This is a genomic window from Novosphingobium sp. RL4, from assembly GCF_035658495.1.
Lineage (GTDB): Bacteria > Pseudomonadota > Alphaproteobacteria > Sphingomonadales > Sphingomonadaceae > Novosphingobium.
Genome location: NZ_CP141944.1, coordinates 3,420,399 through 3,437,736 on the forward strand (window position 1 = coordinate 3,420,399; position 17,338 = coordinate 3,437,736).

Genomic DNA, 17,338 nt, shown 5'->3' on the forward strand with positions numbered 1-17,338 from the left:
GGCCATGGACCTGCTTTCCCTCCTGCGCACGATCGGCGCGCTGGGCTTGGTGCTCGGCATGCTGGTCGGCGCGCTCTGGGTCGTGCGCCGCTACGATCTCCGGCTTCCGCAGAAGTGGCTGAACGGCCAGCTTTTCGCAGGGCTTGGCCAATCGGGTTCGGAGCGCCGCCTCGAACTGGTGGAACGCCTCGCCATCGATCCGCGCCGCTCCGTCGTCCTGATCCGGCGTGACTACCGCGAGTTCAGCCTGCTCATCTCGCCCGAAGGCGTGGTCCTGCTCGATTCAGCGCCCTGCATCGCCCCCGCAAACCCGAAAGCTCCCACTGATGCCTAAGCGTTATGCAGTCCTCGCCGCACTGGCCGGGGCGGCAATTCTTGCCGTGTTGCCCGAAGCGGCCATGGCGCAAAAGGCCGCCGCCGGCCCGCTTGGCGAAGGCGCGATGTCGGGCCGGGTGATCCAGCTCGTCCTGCTGATGACGGTGCTCAGCCTCGCGCCGGGTATCCTGATGACGATCACCTCGTTCACGCGCATCATCGTCGCCCTTTCGCTGCTGCGCTCGGGCCTCGGCGTGCAGGGCGTGCCGCCGAACCCGGTGGTCATCAGCCTTGCGCTGTTCCTTTCCTTCTTCGTCATGGCGCCGACCTTCGACGCCGCCTGGAAGGACGGGATGGTTCCTTACAACCAGGGCCGCATCAACGAGACGCAGGCGCTGGAGCGGGCCAGCAAGCCGTTCCACACCTTCATGCTCAAGCAGGTCCGCGACGACGACGTGAAGCTGTTCGTCCAGCTTTCCGGCAAAGTTCCCGCCTCGCGCGCGGAACTGCCGATGACCACGCTGATGCCGGCCTTCATGATCTCGGAACTGCGCCGCGCCTTCGAGATCGGCTTCCTCTTGCTGCTTCCGTTCCTGGTGATCGACCTGGCCGTGGCGGCAGTGCTGATGGCCATGGGCATGATGATGCTGCCACCGGCGACGATCTCGCTGCCGATGAAGATCATCTTCTTCGTTCTGGTGGATGGCTGGGCGCTGATCGCCGGATCGCTGGTGAAGAGTTTCGGCGGGCCGGGGTAATTCCTTCTTCCCCCGGCAACGCTGGAAGGGCGCGTCCGAAACCGGGCGCGCCCTTTTTCGTGTCACGCGCGGTAGCGTTGACGATGGTCGATCAGCCACGGGCCGAATTCGGCGAAGGACAGCGGCTCCAGAAACGAAAGGCCGTGGGCGCCCTCGCCTACCCAGCGCACCGCGGCCTTGCGTTCGCCCAGTCCCGGCACGGCAAGGGCGATCAGGCTGTCTCGCTCCATCGGCGCGGCGCAGGAAAGGCGTGCACCGCCCTGCGAAAGGTCTTGCAGGCGGGCCTCGTGCCACTGGTGCCGGGCAAAGACTTCCGCGCCGCAATCGACATCGAAGCGCGGGCCACGGGCCACGCCTTCCGGCCCCATGCGGTTGGCGACATGGGCAAGAAGCGCGCTGACATGGACCACTTCGCCGAACTCCACGCCGATCCGTCCGTTCAGCGACCAGCGCACCTCACCGCGCAGCACGTCGCCCGCCTTGAGAGTGATGGCCACGGCCTGGCCTGCCGCGTAGACTCCATGAACCTCGGCCATGAGGCCGTTGTCCGAAATGTTGCGGATACGGCAGATCGTCTCGCCGTTCTCGCTGGCGAGCTTGCCGATCAGCAGGATCGTGGTGACGCGTGGTCCACGTGGAACAATCGGGTTCGCCGCGCCCGCCGATGGCGACAGCGCGAAGGACGAATTCGGCATTTCCGCTTCCCCCTCAGACCGGCGCGGCCTGCGTGACGACGACGCGCCGCACCAGATCCTTGCCATAGACCTCGACGGCGGCATCCATCACCACCCGGCGGAAAGCGTCGACGCTCGGGATCATGCCGTCCGGCCCGCTGGCGAGCGGCGTGCGGTAGGTCCGCATGTTGACCGCGTTGAGCAGGAGCGGAAGCTGGCCCGTCACATCCTCGGCCTTGCCCTTGACGACTTCCACCTGGCACTCGAACGAGACATAGCCGGCGAGCCGGCCATCCGGGAAAGTGAGCGGCGCAAGCATGGTGCCGGTGGGCACGAATTCGGTCTCCACCTTCACCGGGCCGAGATCGGGCATGACCTGCGGGAGGAACTGTCTGGCGGCATAGGCGCCGCCCACGCCGACCCCGGTGCCCACGACAAGGGCGACGAGGCCGATCACGATCCGCTTGATCACGGTAATCTCCAGTCTTTGCCCATCACGTCAGAACTTGAAGCTCGCATCGCGCGGAAGCGCGGAAGGCTCGGCCATGACGACGATGGTGATGCGGCGGTTTTCGGGGCGGTCCGGACGGTCGGGATAGACCGGCTCGGTCCCCGCCTTGGCGACCACTTCGGCGAAGCGATCCGCCGGCAGTCCCGAGGCGACCATCGCCGCGCGCGCCGATAGCGCGCGCTGGGCGGAAAGGGTCCAGTTGGCCTCGCTCTGGCCGCCGGTGCTGTCGGTATGGCCCTCGATCGCGACCTGAGCGCCGGTTCCGGCGAGCTTGCGGGCGATCCGGCCAAGCAGGTTGCGGGCATAGTCGTTGAGCTCGGCAGTGCCGCCCTTGAACATGGAGCGGTTGGCATTGTCCATGAGGTGGATGCGGAAACCGTCGCGATCAGGCTCGACGTCGATGTTGCGCTTGCCCTGCGAAGGATCGACCGGCGGGTCGAGCGAGAGCTGCATTTCCTGGGCCATGACGCGCAGCGCCGCCTCGGGAATGTCGGCGGTGCCGCCGCGGGCCGCGCCCTTGGTGCCCGCTTCGGCCGAGGGTTCGCCCAAGGCCTCGCTGTCGGAGGACTGGTTGCGGCGGCTGTGCCCGCCCAGCCCGGCCTGCGAACCGGGAAGGCTGGTCAGCGTCGTGGCCGGGGAGGATTTTTCGGCATTGGGCGAGAAATATTCCGCCAGCCCCTTGAGCTGCTCCTTGTCCGGGTTGGCCAGCAGCCAGAGCAGCATGAAGAAGGCCATCATCGCGGTCACGAAGTCGGCATAGGCGACTTTCCACGCACCGCCGTGATGGCCGGCATGCGCGTGTTTCTTGACCTTGCGGATGACGATAGTGGGATGTTCGTCGTTGCCCCGTGCCACGCTCCGAATTCCTCAGTCGAGAGCGGCGCGAAGCCGGTCCTGCATCACGCTCAGGCGTACCTGGCCAACCGCGTCGCCCACGCTCTGCCCGCCCGCCACGCGGTCGAGCAGCGCGGCGCTCTCGTCCACGTGCTGGGCGATCAGGTCGAAGGCCTGCAGCTGGTCGATATAGTCGAGGACGAAACGCTCATCGGTCACGAGCACCCCGGCCAGTTGCTCCAGCAGTTCGCGGGCCACGCGCATCTCGCGCGCCACGGCCTGCCAGAGCGGCGCGGCCGGCCCTTCGACCGATCCTGCCGCCAGCCCCTGATTATCCATTGTCATTGCTTCCCCCTGAATTTCCGTCCGCTGTGCCATGGTCAGAACAGCTCCAGTTCGCCGGTCGGCTGGAAGACCGGCATGGGCTTGGGACGGACGACCGGCGGCAGCGGCTGGTCCTTCACCAGCGTCGCGCGTACGCGGCCCTCGTAAGGCATGAATTCCACCTTGCGCGCCTGCGTGCCGCCAAGATCGCAGTGATCGAGCGCGATCCCTTCGGTCTGCATGAAGTTCCGCGCGAACTGCCCGTTCTTGGTGCCGATCCCGCCCAGTCCGGCCACGATGTTGGCGCCGCCGTAAAGGTGGCCCCGCAGGCGCGAACGCTGTGCGCCGCGCTTCATCAGGGCATTGATCAGCAGTTCCATCGCATGAACGCCATAGCGCTGCATGTCCGCCGGATTCACCGGCGCATCGGCGCCCGGCTCCCCCAGCAGGAAGTGGTTCATGCCGCCCACCCGCGCGACCGGGTCTTGCAGGCAAGCCGATACGCACGATCCCAGCAGCGTCGAGATGACGACGCCGGGCTGGTTGACGACATGATATTCACCCTGGACGATGGCAACGCGGCGCATGTCGGTCAGACCAGTTCACCAAAGACGCGTTCGATCTTTTCCTTCAGCGCGGCAGGCGCGAAAGGCTTCACGACGTAGTTGTTCACGCCCAGCGCCGCGGCTTTCTGGACGACTTCCTTGTCCGCCGAGCCGGTGAGCATGATGAACACCGTCTTGCCGATCACCGGGTCCTGACGAACCGCTTCCAGGAACTCCAGCCCGTCCATGTCGGGCATGTTGTAGTCCGAGATGATGAGGTGAACCCGGTCGGACTTGATCGCGGCCAGCGCTTCCGCCGGCCCCGCCTTGTCGCGAATATCCTTGAAACCCAGATCCTGAAGCGTGCGACGGATCATCGCGCGCATACTCGTCTGATCGTCGACCACCATTACTTTTATTGCAGACGCTGCCGGCATGAACCGCTCCATTTACCGCCGACACGCGCCGAGGATAGCCTCGGGCATGGCGGACAAACTGAATTCCTTCTCGACCGCGCCCGCCTCGAAGGCGGCGCGCGGCATTCCGTAGACCACGCAGGTTTCCCGGCTCTGGCCGAGCGTGCGGGCCCCGGCGTCGCGCATGGCCTTGAGGCCAAGGGCGCCGTCCGATCCCATTCCGGTGAGGATCACCCCGACCGCGCGCGAACCGAGCCGCGAAACCGACCGGAACAGCACGTCGACCGAAGGCCGGTGACCGCTGACGGTATCCCCCGCGACCAGCTTGACCTGGCCGCTGGTGCCGCCAAGCAGTTCCATGTGCTGACCGCCGCCCGGGGCGAGGTAGACCGTGCCCCGGCGCAGGTTCATGCCGTTCTGGGCCTCGACGACCTGCACGCGCGCTGCCTTGTCCAGGCGCACGGCGAAGCTGCCGGTGAAGATCGCGGGCATGTGCTGGACCACCAGCACCGGCGGGCAATCCGGCGGCAGGGCGCCGATGATCGAGAACAGCGCTTCCACGCCGCCGGTGGAGGCACCCACCGCGATCACCACATCGCGCAAGCTGCCCTGCGCCGCGTTGACAGGCGTGGGCGGGCTCGCCGTGCGGCGCACCGAGGAGCGCGCCGCGGCCTTGACGATCTTGCGCAGCAGCGCACCGTCCTGCGCGATTTCCAGCGGATTGCCGGAAGGCTTGGCGATGCAGTCCACCGCACCGAGACGCATGGCCTCGATGGTCGCTTCCGTCCCGCGCGCGGTCAGCGTCGAACACATGACCACCGGCATCGGGCGCAGGCGCATGATGCGTTCGAGGAAGGACAGGCCGTCCATCCCCGGCATCTCGATATCGAGCGTGACCACGTCGGGATTGAGCGACTTGATCATCTCGCGCGCGGCATGGGGCTCGGGCGCCATGCCCACGACCTCGATGCCCGGATCCTGGCTCAGCAGCTTGTTCAGCAGCGCGCGCATCGCGGCGCTGTCGTCGACGATGAGGACACGGGTCTTTTCGGGCGCAACCGTCATGCGGCGCCTCCGTCGTTGCGGGCGTAGATCGTCTGGCCGACAGGCTTCATCAGCCGCGCGGCGGGACCGATCAGGCGTTCCGAATGGCCGATATAGAGATAGCCGCCGGGCGCCAGCATCTCGACGAAGCGCGCCTCCAGCTCGGCCTTGGCGGTATCGTCGAAATAGATCATCACGTTACGGCAGAAGATCACGTCGTACTTGCGCCGCATCGGCCAGGGCTCGAACAGATTGAGCACGCGGGCCGCCACCAGCTCGCGCAGCGGCTCGACCACGACGTGCTCGCCGCCGGCTTCCTCGCGCATCCAGCGCTTGCGATAGGTTTCCGGGATCGGCTCGACCGTGGCGGCGGGATAGCGCGCCTCCTGCACGGACTGCACGACATGCGGGGCAATATCGGTGGCCAGCAGGCGCACATCGCCCTGCCGCAGCCATGCCGCGCTGGTCGGGCCGTCTCCGGCGAGGCACATGGCGATGGAATAGACTTCCTCACCGCTGGAGCAGCCGGCCGACCAGATGCGCACCTTTTCGCCCCGGCGCGCGCGGTCCTGCAGCATCGGCAGGACTTCGCGGCGCAAGTGGTCGAAGTGGTGGTTCTCGCGGAAGAAATGCGTGTGGTTGGTGGTCAGCGCCACCACCATGGCATGACGTTCCACGGCATCGCGCTGGACCAGCGCGACGTAGTCCACGAAGCTGGACAACCCATGCTCGCGCAGGCGGCGGCTCAGGCGCGAGTGGACGAGCGTCATCTTGGCCTCGACCAGATGGATGCGCGCCTCCCGCTGCATGATCGCGGCGATGTCGCGGAACTGCGCGGGACGCAGTTCGGCCGTGCCGGACAGTGCGCTCCCGCTCATTCCTTCAGGGGCAGCCAGCGTGCTCATCAGGCCACGAAGTCCGGGACCTGGCGGGTCAGGCTCAGCGCGTCGAGGTCGAGCAGCAGGCACATGGCTTCGGCATTGGCCGCGTCATGCGTGCGGCGCTCGATCTTGACGAGACCGGCGATGGCGCCCTGCTCGTTGATCTCGACATCCGGCGCAGGCTGGATCTCGCTGCCCTGGATCACGACGATGTCCTGCACTTCGTCCACCAGGAAGCCGGCGTGACGACCGGCAATGGTGACGACGAGGATGCACGAGCGCGAATGCAGTTCGCTCGGCGCCCAGCCCAGGCGCTCGGACAGGCCGACCACGGGAACCACCGAACCACGCAGGTTGGTCACGCCCTTCACGTAAGGCGGGACGCTCGGCAGCGGGGTCGGTTCTTCCCACTCGCGGATTTCCAGCAGCGAACGCATGTCGATGCCGAACAGGCGGCTGCCCAGCGTGAAGGTGACGATCTTGCGTTCGTCGAGTTCGGTGTCTTCGGTGCTCATGCTGCCATTCCTTTCAGCGCATACTTGGAAGAGCCGCCGGTCGGCGCGACCAGGGCATCGATGTCGAGGATCAGCGCGATCGAGCCGTCGCCGAGGATGGTGGCGCCGCCGAGGCCGCGGATCGGGTGGAGGTTGTCCTCCAGGCTCTTGATCACGACTTCGCGGCGGTTATCGATCGTGTCGACCATGAGGCCGACGTTCCCGGCCGTCTCGCTTTCGACGATGATGACGAGCGATTCCTCGGGCGGTCGGTTCGAACCGACGCCGAACATCTCTCCGACCCGGCGCACCGGCAGGTACTGGCCGCGCAGTTCGATGACCTCCGAGGTCGGCGAGGTCGCCTGCACCTGTCCCGGTTCGGGCTGGACGGTTTCCACCACGTTGGCGAGCGGCAGCACGAAGCGCTGGTCGCTCAGGCGCACGATCATGCCGTCGAGGATCGCCAGCGTCAGCGGCAGGCCCATCGAGAAGGTCGTCCCCTCTCCCGGCACCGAGTGGATTTCCAGACGGCCGCCCAGCGCCTCGACGTTCGAGCGGACCACGTCCATGCCGACGCCGCGACCCGAGATGTTCGAGATCGTCTCCGCCGTTGAGAACCCCGGCGCGCAGATCAGGCCGTCGATCTCCTCGTCGGAGATCTGGGCGTCCGCCGCGATGATGCCGCGCTCGATCGCCTTGGCGCGCACCCGTTCGCGGTTGATGCCGCGCCCGTCGTCACGCACGCGCACGATGATGCGCGCGCCTTTCTGCTCGGCCGAAAGGTGGATGGTGCCTTCGGCGGGCTTGCCGGCCGCGATCCGCTCCTCGGCGCTTTCGATGCCGTGGTCCACCGCGTTGCGGATCATGTGAGTCAGCGGATCGCCGATCTTCTCGATCACACCCTTGTCCACCTCGGTCATCTCGCCGATGGTTTCGAGCACGACCTTCTTGCCAGTTTCGGCCGAAAGGTCGCGCAGCATGCGGGGCACGCGCGAGAACGCCTGCTTGATCGGCTGCGCGCGCAGCGACATGACGTTGTCCTGGATCTGGCGCGTCAGGCGCGACAGTTCGGGAAGCTCGACACGTTCCTGGTCGGCGGGCGAAAGCCGGTCCGACAGGATCGATCCCCGGATCACCAGCTCGCCCACGAGGTTCAGCAACTGGTCGAGCTTGGACAGATCGACGCGGATGGACTGCGCCACTTCGACGCTGGCCTGCCGCGCTTCCGCCTTCGGCTTCCCCGGCGCTGCCGCCGGCGAAACCGCCGCCGCCGGAGACACCGCAGCAGCCACCACGGGGGCCGGTTCGACCGGCACGAGCGTCAGCAGCTCTTCCGGAGCGGGCAGCGGTTCGAACACGCCGAAGCCGTCGAATTCAGCGGCGACGGATTGTTCCACCACCACCATGGTAACGACCGCTTCCTCGCGCTCGATCTCGATCAGCGAGTCCGGTGCCACGAAGTCGAAACAGTCGCGAATGTCCTGTTCGCCCACGGTACCGGGAACGTGCAGGGTCCAGACGAAATAGCTGTCCTCGGGGTCGAGGTCGCGCAGGCCGGGCAGCGTGTCCATCTCGACACCGGTAACGGCGGCGCCCATGTCCTCCAGTTCGCGGATCACCAGCATCGGCTCGCCGCCATTGGCCAGCGCGCCGCGCGACGGGCCGAAGCGAACCGTCCATCCGGCGGGTTCGGCGGGCTCGGCCGGGGCGAAGTCCTCAAGGTCGACCGCCACCGGCTCGAAGCCGAAGGGATCGAAGTCCTCGATCACCGCGGCAACCGGAGTGAAGCCGAAATCATCCGCCTCCGCGGCGGGAACGGGTGCCGCGACCGGCTCTGCCGCCGCGACCGCACCCTTGCTTTCCAGCACCGCGTCGAGCTGCTCGAGCATCGCGGCGTCCGCCGGCGGCTCGGTGCCGCTCTGCGCGGCGGTAACGTGGTCCGACAGGATATCGAAAGCGCCCAGCATGATCTGGGTCACTTCGGCGCTGGCCGGAATGCGCCCACCGCGCACTTCGTCGAGCACGTTTTCGAACCGGTGCGAGAAGGCGAGCAGCGCGGCATGGCCGAAGGCGCCCGAACCGCCCTTGATGGAGTGGACCGCGCGGAACACGCCGGCGATCGTCTCAGACGAGACATCGCCCTCGGCCATGGCCGAAAGACCCTGCTCGGCCACGGCGAGACCTTCGACACACTCCTCGAAGAAGATGCCCTGGATTTCGTCGAGTTCGTCGCTCACGGGCAGACGCGGCGCACCGCCGCCCCCAGTTTGGCCGCTTCGAACGGCTTGGTGATCCAGCCGGTGGCCCCTGCTTCGCGCGCACGGGTCTTCTTCTCGTCCGAGAATTCGGTGGACAGCACCAGGATCGGGGTGCCCCGGAATTCCGGCACCGCGCGCACCGCCTCGATCAGTTCGAAGCCGTCCATCCTGGGCATGTTGATATCGGTGATGAGCAGGTCCGGCTTCACTTCATGCATGCGCTCGAGGCCGTGCTCGCCGTCATCGGCGACTTCGACCTGGAAGCCCTGCGCAGCCAGCGAGGCCTTTAGAAGCATCCGCATCGAGGCGGAGTCATCGACGGTCAGGATGAGTTTGCTCACGACGGAAATTCCTCTTCAGAAAGGCCGACGGCTTCTGCCAGTCCGCAGGCCTGCACGCGCTCGACGAAGGCCGTGCTGGGATTGACGATCTCGAATTCATGGCCGGCCTCGCGCGCTTCGGCGCGGGCGGCGACAAGCAGTTGAAGCACCGCCTGTCCCACGGTCTCGACCTGGCTCGCATCGATGTGCATCGCGCCATCGAAGTCGCAGGCAAGGACCATGCGGACCCGCAGGTCCTCCGCGGTCACGGTGGACCCATGGACAGGCAGTTGCAGCGAGCGATCCTCGCTGGCCAGCCCGGCTTCGGGGCTGACGGTTTCAGGCAGGCTTGGCATTGAGCTGATCCTTCACTTCGTCGAGCGCGGTCTCGAGCTGCGTGAACGAGGGCGCGTAAGGCGAAGGGGTCATGCGGCGCGCCAGTTCGATGGCGACTTCCGTAGGCTGGCCCTGCGCGTGCCCGACGATGGCGGTCTTGACGATGAGATATGGCTTGAAATCGGAATCGATGATCTGCTGCAGCTTCTGCGCGATCGGGCCGACGAGACAGTAGGCCAGAAGAACGCCCAGGAAGGTGCCGACCAGGGCGCCGCCGATCATCGCGCCGAGGATCTCGGTGGGCTGGTCGATCGAGCTCATGGTCTTGATGACGCCGAGAACGGCGGCCACGATGCCCAGCGCGGGCAGGCCGTCGGCCATCATCTGGAGCGCGTGCTGCGGCGCCATTTCCTCGGCGTGGTGACGTTCGATATCGCCTTCCATCGCTTCGGCAAGCTGGTGCGGGTCCTCGAAGTTGACCGTCATCATGCGCAGGTAGTCGCATGTGAATTCAATGAGGCCCCGGTCGTCCAGCAGACGGGGATAGCGCATGAAGATCGGGCTTTCCTCCGGCGCGTCGAGATGCTTCTCGATCGAGTTCGCGCCTTCCTTGCGGAAGGTGGCAAGCAGCGCGAACAGCAGCGCCAGCAGGTCGCGGAAGTCCACTTCGGTCCAGCGACCGCCCTGGAACACGCGCTTCACGCCGGCCCAGGTCTTCTTCACCGTGGTCATCGAATTGCCCAGGATGAAGGCGCCGACCGCCGCGCCGGCGATCGCCAGCATTTCGTGCGGCAAGGCATGGAAGATGACCATGATATTGCCGCCCGACATCAGGAAGCTGCCGAATACGCACAGCAGGATGACGACGAGGCCGATGGCGTTGAGCATGAAAAAGGTCCGCGAATGGTGGCCGCAAAAGGTTAGGAGGCTCTCGCCTTGCGTTAGTTATAGGATGCTTGCGCCGGGGCCGGTGCCACACCACCGGATTTTCCCGAGGCCATGCGGCTCACCGCAAACCCGCGACCGTTTTGCCCCGCTTCGTCCTATATGGAGAAGGCAGTCGTCCTCGCGGGAGCCAACATGTCACTCAATGCCTATCAGCGCGTGCAGCAGATCGCGGCCACGCCACGCCGGAACGAATACCGGCTGATGAGCCAGATCACCGGCGAGATGATCGCCGCGCGCGATGCCGGCCTTCGCGGCGCGGCGCTCGCGCCGTCCCTGCACCGCAACCGTCAGGCGTGGACCACGTTTTCGACGATGTGTGCAACCGAAGGCAATCAACTTCCCGATGACTTGCGCGCCCGGATCATTTCTATCGGAATGTGGGTAGAGAAGTACACATCGCAGGTCATTACCGGCCGCGATACCATCGACGATCTCATTGTCGTTAATCGCGCGATTATCGAAGGACTTGCAAACGAGAACGGGACCGGCAACTAAGGAATCATACTTATCCGCGGTTAGTAATTTTTTCGAAAAGATTATCAATCGCTTACTGCCTGCCCCGGGGAGATTGGCCGAGGACCGTCTACCCCGTCTATTTACAAACACGTCCAAACCCTTAATGGCCCGAACGTCCTGATACTGGAAAGTCAGGGCGCAATAAGCGGGTCGGAATGCAGGAATTGAATCCTCCGCCACAGCGCATGGGCGGGTCGCTTCCTGTAAGGATGGTTCCGGCCGTTCCCGTCTTCGTCGCCGTGGCGCACCTTGTTTGCGTGATCGTCCTGTCCGGCTGGTATCTCGGGAAACCGGGCCTTGCCGGATTGGGCGGAAGCGACTTCCTGATGCAGCCGCAGACGGCGGTTTCCTGCCTTGTCATCGGCATATCCGTTATTCTCGCCGGCCTGGGCAGGCGCGACGCCAGCCGCTGGGTTCTGGTGCTTCCCCTGCTTATAGGATCGGCGGCCCTCGTACAGGAATTGTCAGGGTACTCCTTCGGGACCGACCCCTTGCTCTTCCCGGAGAGCATCCGCCACCAGCTGCGCCCCTTCCCCGGCCGCCCCGGCATGCTGCCCGCCATCACGATCGTGCTGGTCTGCCTGGCCGCCATGGCAGTGGCCTCCCGCAGCGGCATGTTCCGCCGGATGACCGTCACGTTCGCCTGCGTGGCGATCGCCATCGCCGCTATCGCCGGAAGCCTGGTCCCGCTGGGCATCAGCAACCTCGCGCCCGCCACCCGCCATGCGCTCATGTCGATCCCGACTGCTCTTGCCCTCAGCATGCTGGCCATCGGCATCATCGCGCTGCGGCGCCAGTACGCCTGGCCCCGCAACCCCGCCTGCGGGTTCGGTTCGGGCACGCTCCAGTGGTGCCTGATCCTGTGCGTCTCGGTGCCGGTAATTTCCGCGCTGCTCCGCTTCTTGGGGGAACGCTCGGGCCAGATCGGGCCGGAGCTTGCCCAGATCGTCCAGGTCGTGGCGCAAGTCACGCTGTCCTGCGCGCTGATCGCCTGGGCCTGGATGCGGATCGCGCGCGAAAGCGGAGCGCGCTGGGCCGTCAATCTCGCGCTGGACGAAGCCCCGATCGCGATCACCGATCCTGACGGCAAGATCCTGCGCTGGTCGCGCGGCTGCGAGCGTCTCTACGGCTGGTCGTCCGAACAGGCGCTCGGCCGTTTCGAACACGAGCTGACCGGCGCGCCCCCGCTTTCGCCCGGGGAAGAGGAGAGCCTGCTCGGCGGCCAGCGGCAGGAGTGCGAAATCAACGCCTTCCACGCGGACGGCACATCCCTGCGCATCCTGCTGGGGCGTCAGGCCGTGCAGCCCCGCTCGGACCTGCCGGCAATGGTGGTCCTGTCGATGACCGACATCACCGCCCGCCAGCAGGCCGAGGATGCCATGCTGGCCAGCGATGCCCGCCTTTCTCTGGCGGTGGACCTGCATGAGCTGGGCATCTTCGAATGGTCCAGCAAATCCGATTCCTTCGTCTTCCACGGCCATGCGGAGCGCCTGTTCGGAGTGGAGCCCGGCGCCTTCCAGGGCGGCATGTCGGACTGGATCGGCCACCTCGCCACCACGTTCGACACGACATTCCTGCCGCCCGCCACGCCCGAGCACTGGCAACCGGGACGCCACGCCTTCCGCTTCCGCTCGATCCGGCCGGACATGCCCGACATCGTGGAGGGCACTGTCCACATCCACCGGGGCGAAGCGGCATGGGACGTTTCGATGATCGGCATCGTGATGGATGCCAGCGAGCGAGAGCGGCATGCGGAAATGCTCCGCTCCCGCGAATCCGAGCTGCGCTCGATCCTGGAGACCGTGCCGGAAGCGATGATCACCATCGACGGGAACGGGCAGATCCGCTCCTTCTCGGCCACGGCGGAAACACTTTTCGGCTATGCCGCGCATGAGGTGCTGGGCAAGGATGTGCGGATGCTGCTGCCGCAATATGTCCGTCCTTCGCCCGAACCGGCGCTGCGCAGCCTCACGCCCCCGACGCCGCCCCGGATCACCGCGGGGCTGGACCGCGAAGGCAACGAACTTCCGATCGAGATCGCGGTCGGCGCCGCGAACATCGGCAACGAGCGCATCGCCATCGCCTTCATCCGCAACCTGCGTGAGCAGCTGGCGACACAGGCGCGCCTGAACGAACTGCGCGAACAGTTCCTCCACGCCTCGCGGGTCAGTGCGATGGGCGAGATGGGGGCCGGCCTTGCGCATGAGCTCAACCAGCCGCTGACCGCGACGTCTAACCTGCTGGGCGCCGTGGACCTCCTGATGGAGCGTGACGGCGATCCCCGGCAGCTTCGCTACATGCTCGACCTCGCACGGCAGGAGGTGCTGCGCGCCGGCGCGATCATCCGCCGCATGCGCGCCTTCGTCACGCGGGGAGAACTGGATATCCGCGCCGAACCGCTGGAGGACGTGATAGCCGAGACGCTCCAGCTCGCCCGGGCCCGTAGCCGTGCGCCGGGCGTTCGCCTGCACTACCTTCCTCTCGGCGCGGCACCTTGCATCCTTGCCGATCGCATCCAGATTCAGCAGGTTCTGGTCAACGTCATCAACAATGCCTTCGACGCCCTCGAAGGCCATAACAACGAGTCGCCCGAAATCACCATATCCACCCGCCAACTGCATGATGGCCACATCATGGTCAGTGTAGCCGACAACGGCCCCGGAATGCCCGAGGCCATCATCAGCCGCCCCTTCGAAGCCTTTGCCTCCACCAAGGCCAACGGCATGGGACTGGGGCTTTCGATCTGCCGACGTATCGTGGAAGCGCATGGCGGGCGCTTTTCGGTGCGCAATGTCGCGGGCGGCGGCGCGGCGGTCGACGTCACCCTGCCCACTTATTCAGAGCTGGAGCTGAAGACCGGATGACGTCGCGACGCATCTACATCGTCGACGACGATCTCGCCGTAAGGACCTCGCTCGAATACCTGCTGTCGATGATCGGCAACAGCCGGATCACCAGCTTCGATTCCGGCGACGCCTTTCTGGAGGCGGCGGCCACGCTCGAACCGGGGTGCCTGCTGCTGGACCTGCACATGCCGGGCACCACCGGCATCCAGGTCCTGAGCACCGTGGGCGGGCGCCCCACGCGCTTCGTGCCGATCGTGCTCACCGGGGAAGGCGACGTCTCGGTGGCGGTCCAGGCCATGAAGCTGGGTGCGGTCGACTTCATCGAGAAGCCCTGTGACCATCTCAAGTTGATGGGGGCGGTGGAATCGGCATTCTCCCAGCAGGCGGCCTCCACTGTGGAGGAGCGCCGCAAGGAAAAGGCGATCTCCCTGCTGGAGCAGCTTTCACCGCGCGAACTGGACGTGCTCAAGGGGTTGATCGACGGTCAGTCGAACAAGGTCATCGCCCACGATCTCGACATCAGTCCGCGCACGGTGGAAATCTACCGCGCCAAGCTGATGGAAAAGCTCCAGGTGCGCAGCCTGTCCGAAGTGCTCCGTATCGCTTTCGCGGCCGGGCTCGTACCGATGGACTGAGGCGGCAGCGCCGGCTCAAGAGGAACCGCGGAAGCGCCTGCTCCGCCCGGCTCAGGAGAGTGACGGGCGGAGCAATGCTCGGGGTACGGTTCTATTATAGGTCAAAAATCGAAGTAGAGATCGACGTAGCCATATTTCGTGTCGCCGCTCTTCGGTGCATTGGGCGCCTCCTTCAGGAAACGCCCCTTGGCGAGATAGGCCACACCGGTATCCACACGCAGCACATCGGGGATCAGGGTGCGGCGATAGCGCGCCTCGATCTGATGCCCGCCGAAGCGACCGCTCTCTCCCGCCGCGTCACGCACGCCTGTCGAGGAAAAGCTGTCCGTCTTCGAATCCAGCCAGAGCGCACGATACATGACCATGATATCGGAAACCTTGTCCGGCTTCACTTCGCCGCGCACGCCGCCCGACATCAGGTTGAAGCGGCCGATCGCGCCATAGAGGCTGGTGGGGCCGAAATCGAAGCGACGCGCGCCGAACAGGGTGTCGAAGCGGTTGTAGCTTTTCGATCCCGCCTTGTCGCCGCTGCCCAGGTCAAAGTCCGCCGAAAGGCGCGGCTGCCAGCCGCCGCCGAAGGTGCGCCCGAACTCGGCATGGATCAGGTAGGCGGAAACGTCGAGGTCGGTCACGTCGGCGCCGGAGGTCGTCAGGCGGGTGGAGCCGAACTGGTAGGCGCCTTCCAGGTCGTAGTCGAACTTGCCGGCGGTCGGCTTGCGCCATGCCCGCAGACCGGGCGTGTAGAGATGGCGGTTGCGGGTCGGCCGGTCGGCTCCGTCGCGCTCGTCGAGGCCATAGGCGTAGACTTCAAGAGTACCGCCCAGAACCCCGCCCTTGGTGAAGCTGGCGCCGTAGAACTGGAGGCCGGTGGTCTCCTTGTCCCACTTGACCGAATTTTCGTGGATGCCTTCGCGATCATCGGGCAGGCGCAGTTGCGGCATCGCCCAGAATGCAGTGAACTGATCGCCGCCGTGGCCCTTCCACTGGAAGTTCGCCCCGGTGAAAGCATTTGTGGTGTTGCGGAAGGCCTGCCGCGCAACCAGCCGGCGCGAACCCACGTTCATGGTGAAGCGCCCGGCAGTCAACTGTCCCTTGGTGCCGCCCGCCATATCGAAGTCCAGCCCGACATAGGCCTGAACCAGTTCCATCGCATCGACTTCGTTGGTGCCCGCCGAAGAGTTCGACTTTTCGCCATAGGCGCGCGCATCCCACAGTTCCCCGCCAACACGCCATGGGCCGCCGTCATATTCCACCTGGAGCGTGGTCTTGAGCGCGAGCAGCGCATCGTCCTGCGCCGCGTTGGGGCGGAACTGCCCGTCGATCCCTTCGACGCGGGCGCGCACTTCGCCCTTGACCGTCAGCCCTTCGGGCGCACCGAGCGCCGTTTCCAGCCACCCCTGCGCCAGCGCGGCACCGGCGTTCCCGGCCAGCAGCACACCGCCGCCGACCACCGCCAGCGCAGTGCGGCCGGCCCCGGACAGCAGAAAGGAAACCCGGCCCTTGCGGACCGGGTCGGGGAAACCGAAAATCATGAAAAACCTCCCGATACTTGCGGTCCATTATAGAGAATGGACGATCATCTACCGGGCTGGAAAGCGCAATTTTGTCCCGATCCATGGAAGGTCTGAGTATAGAACCGAAATTCCGGCCTGATCCCAGTTACTTGCATGGAACCAATAGTTTGCAGGCGGCGTAAGCGCCCCGTACAAGGCCGCACTTCTGCGCGGCGGCGAGATCCGGCCTTGCCGGATCTCGCGGGAAATCCATCAGTGCGCGGAAGCCGGTGCCACCATGGACTGGCGGTATTCCGCCATCATCAGGAAGCGCGGATCAGCGCCGGCAAGGTCGCTCATGGTCTTGGCCGCGCGCTTGGCGATCTGGCGGACACGCTCCTTGGCAACGCCGGTCTCGTCCTCGATCATGTCCAGCGTGGCGATGTCGAACAGGCGCCCTTCCACGACCTTGCGGTTGTGCTCCAGACGTTCCTCGAGTTCGGCCAGTTCCACCGGATCGATCGCCGCCTTGCCCGTGCGCCAGACCGAACGCCGGGTGCCAGCTTCTGCCCGCACCGCCTTCTTCGGCTGGGCGCGGCGCTGGATGCGCTCGATGCCGATATTGCGCAGATGCTCGACGTAGCTTTCCGTCAGCGAGGCCATGGCCGAGCGCGCGAGATAGTCCGACGCACCGGCTTCGGTGCGGTTCAGCGCGTCCTCATCCTCGATCGAGGCGACGATCGACTGGCCTTCGCCGTCCTCGCCCACGCTGATCGCGTCGAGAGAAACCGTGGTCGCCTCCACCTTCCGAGCCGAAGGGCGCTGGTCGGTCATCAGGCGGAAGCGCAGGCTCTGGAGTTCGCCCCGGATCTGCCAGTTCACGAAAGTGGTGAATTGCGCCTTTTCCGGTTCATAGGCCTGGATCGCGCGGTGAACGGCGATCGCACAGACCTGTTCGGCATCGTCCCAGTGAGCGACGAGGCCGTACTGGCGGATGAAGTGGCGGATGCGCGGTGCGATCAGCTTGATGATCCGCCCGAAGGCGCGATCGACGACGACCCGCTGGCGCGGTGACTGCGCCTCGCCCTCGGCCGGCATATTGTCCCGGACGGTCGCAACCGCGGCTTCCAGAGCAACAGTGATCTTCGACATGGTGAACCCCCGGTCAGTCGGGAAGCGCCGGGCGCCCA

At 65.8% G+C, this 17,338-nt stretch carries 20 protein-coding genes; 5 read left to right on the forward strand and 15 right to left on the reverse strand.

The annotated features are described in order from the left end of the window. Positions 1-4: 4 nt before the first annotated feature. Entirely contained in the window at positions 5-334 is a 330-nt protein-coding gene (locus tag U9J33_RS16395) for a flagellar biosynthetic protein FliO (protein WP_324696760.1), read from the forward strand. Continuing rightward, positions 327-1,073 (forward strand): flagellar type III secretion system pore protein FliP, encoded by a 747-nt coding sequence (gene fliP / locus U9J33_RS16400; RefSeq protein ID WP_054437884.1) that lies wholly within the window; start codon positions 327-329, stop codon positions 1,071-1,073. The genes U9J33_RS16395 and fliP overlap by 8 nt, the downstream gene beginning before the upstream one ends. Positions 1,074-1,135: 62 nt before the next feature. Here the strand turns inward: fliP and U9J33_RS16405 are convergent, their stop codons facing one another. From U9J33_RS16405 to motA, 13 genes are read right to left on the reverse strand one after another with little or no spacing between them, the layout of a single operon-like run. After that, the gene (locus tag U9J33_RS16405) at positions 1,136-1,768 is read right to left on the reverse strand and encodes a PilZ domain-containing protein (protein WP_054437886.1); all 633 of its coding nucleotides are present in this window, start codon (positions 1,766-1,768) and stop codon (positions 1,136-1,138) included. Positions 1,769-1,781: 13 nt separating this feature from the next. Continuing rightward, positions 1,782-2,219 (reverse strand): hypothetical protein, encoded by a 438-nt coding sequence (locus tag U9J33_RS16410; RefSeq protein ID WP_324696765.1) that lies wholly within the window; start codon positions 2,217-2,219, stop codon positions 1,782-1,784. Positions 2,220-2,246: 27 nt separating this feature from the next. Continuing rightward, positions 2,247-3,113, reverse strand: a complete 867-nt coding sequence (locus U9J33_RS16415) for a flagellar motor protein MotB (RefSeq protein ID WP_054437888.1) — start codon at positions 3,111-3,113, stop codon at positions 2,247-2,249. 12 nt (positions 3,114-3,125) lie between these two features. Further along, on the reverse strand, positions 3,126-3,437 hold the full coding sequence (locus U9J33_RS16420) for a hypothetical protein (RefSeq protein WP_324696768.1): 312 nt from the start codon (positions 3,435-3,437) through the stop codon (positions 3,126-3,128). Positions 3,438-3,472: 35 nt separating this feature from the next. Continuing rightward, complete coding sequence (locus tag U9J33_RS16425) at positions 3,473-4,003, reverse strand: chemotaxis protein CheD (protein ID WP_054437892.1); 531 nt, start codon at positions 4,001-4,003, stop codon at positions 3,473-3,475. A 5-nt stretch (positions 4,004-4,008) separates the two neighbouring features. Beyond that, positions 4,009-4,398, reverse strand: a complete 390-nt coding sequence (locus tag U9J33_RS16430) for a response regulator (protein ID WP_054437997.1) — start codon at positions 4,396-4,398, stop codon at positions 4,009-4,011. 12 nt (positions 4,399-4,410) lie between these two features. Beyond that, a complete protein-coding gene (locus U9J33_RS16435; protein WP_132469132.1) occupies positions 4,411-5,442 on the reverse strand; it encodes a protein-glutamate methylesterase/protein-glutamine glutaminase in 1,032 nt (343 codons plus the stop codon). Beyond that, the gene (locus U9J33_RS16440) at positions 5,439-6,326 is read right to left on the reverse strand and encodes a CheR family methyltransferase (protein ID WP_324696775.1); all 888 of its coding nucleotides are present in this window, start codon (positions 6,324-6,326) and stop codon (positions 5,439-5,441) included. The genes U9J33_RS16435 and U9J33_RS16440 overlap by 4 nt, the downstream gene beginning before the upstream one ends. Continuing rightward, on the reverse strand, positions 6,326-6,817 hold the full coding sequence (locus U9J33_RS16445; protein WP_054437897.1) for a chemotaxis protein CheW: 492 nt from the start codon (positions 6,815-6,817) through the stop codon (positions 6,326-6,328). The genes U9J33_RS16440 and U9J33_RS16445 overlap by 1 nt, the downstream gene beginning before the upstream one ends. Then, positions 6,814-9,033 carry a chemotaxis protein CheA gene (locus U9J33_RS16450; protein WP_324696778.1) on the reverse strand — a complete coding sequence of 740 codons (2,220 nt, stop codon included), beginning with the start codon at positions 9,031-9,033 and terminating at the stop codon, positions 6,814-6,816. Before U9J33_RS16450 ends, U9J33_RS16445 begins: the two co-directional genes overlap by 4 nt. Then, positions 9,030-9,395, reverse strand: coding sequence for a response regulator (locus U9J33_RS16455; protein ID WP_324696780.1), 366 nt, complete (start codon positions 9,393-9,395; stop codon positions 9,030-9,032). The genes U9J33_RS16450 and U9J33_RS16455 overlap by 4 nt, the downstream gene beginning before the upstream one ends. Next, positions 9,392-9,730: an STAS domain-containing protein gene (locus U9J33_RS16460; protein WP_185998687.1), complete on the reverse strand. Its 339-nt coding sequence runs from the start codon at positions 9,728-9,730 to the stop codon at positions 9,392-9,394. The genes U9J33_RS16455 and U9J33_RS16460 overlap by 4 nt, the downstream gene beginning before the upstream one ends. Continuing rightward, positions 9,714-10,598, reverse strand: coding sequence for a flagellar motor stator protein MotA (motA, locus tag U9J33_RS16465; RefSeq protein ID WP_054437902.1), 885 nt, complete (start codon positions 10,596-10,598; stop codon positions 9,714-9,716). Before motA ends, U9J33_RS16460 begins: the two co-directional genes overlap by 17 nt. Positions 10,599-10,790: 192 nt before the next feature. Here motA and flaF point away from each other — a divergent pair, with 192 nt between their 5' ends. The 3 genes from flaF to U9J33_RS16480 all read left to right on the forward strand — a co-directional run bounded on the left by flaF (position 10,791) and on the right by U9J33_RS16480 (position 14,655). Continuing rightward, positions 10,791-11,153, forward strand: coding sequence for a flagellar biosynthesis regulator FlaF (gene flaF, locus U9J33_RS16470; RefSeq protein ID WP_132469174.1), 363 nt, complete (start codon positions 10,791-10,793; stop codon positions 11,151-11,153). A 206-nt stretch (positions 11,154-11,359) separates the two neighbouring features. Then, positions 11,360-14,038 (forward strand): PAS domain S-box protein, encoded by a 2,679-nt coding sequence (locus U9J33_RS16475; RefSeq protein WP_324696784.1) that lies wholly within the window; start codon positions 11,360-11,362, stop codon positions 14,036-14,038. Beyond that, the gene (locus tag U9J33_RS16480) at positions 14,035-14,655 is read left to right on the forward strand and encodes a response regulator transcription factor (RefSeq protein WP_054437906.1); all 621 of its coding nucleotides are present in this window, start codon (positions 14,035-14,037) and stop codon (positions 14,653-14,655) included. Before U9J33_RS16475 ends, U9J33_RS16480 begins: the two co-directional genes overlap by 4 nt. Before the next feature lie 101 nt (positions 14,656-14,756). On the opposite strand, the gene U9J33_RS16485 is transcribed toward U9J33_RS16480, so the two are convergent. Together U9J33_RS16485 and U9J33_RS16490 are read right to left on the reverse strand one after the other, a co-directional pair. Further along, positions 14,757-16,187, reverse strand: coding sequence for an alginate export family protein (locus U9J33_RS16485; RefSeq protein WP_324696786.1), 1,431 nt, complete (start codon positions 16,185-16,187; stop codon positions 14,757-14,759). 234 nt (positions 16,188-16,421) lie between these two features. Beyond that, entirely contained in the window at positions 16,422-17,300 is an 879-nt protein-coding gene (locus tag U9J33_RS16490; protein WP_054437908.1) for an RNA polymerase subunit sigma-70, read from the reverse strand. Between the last annotated feature and the right edge of the window lie 38 nt (positions 17,301-17,338).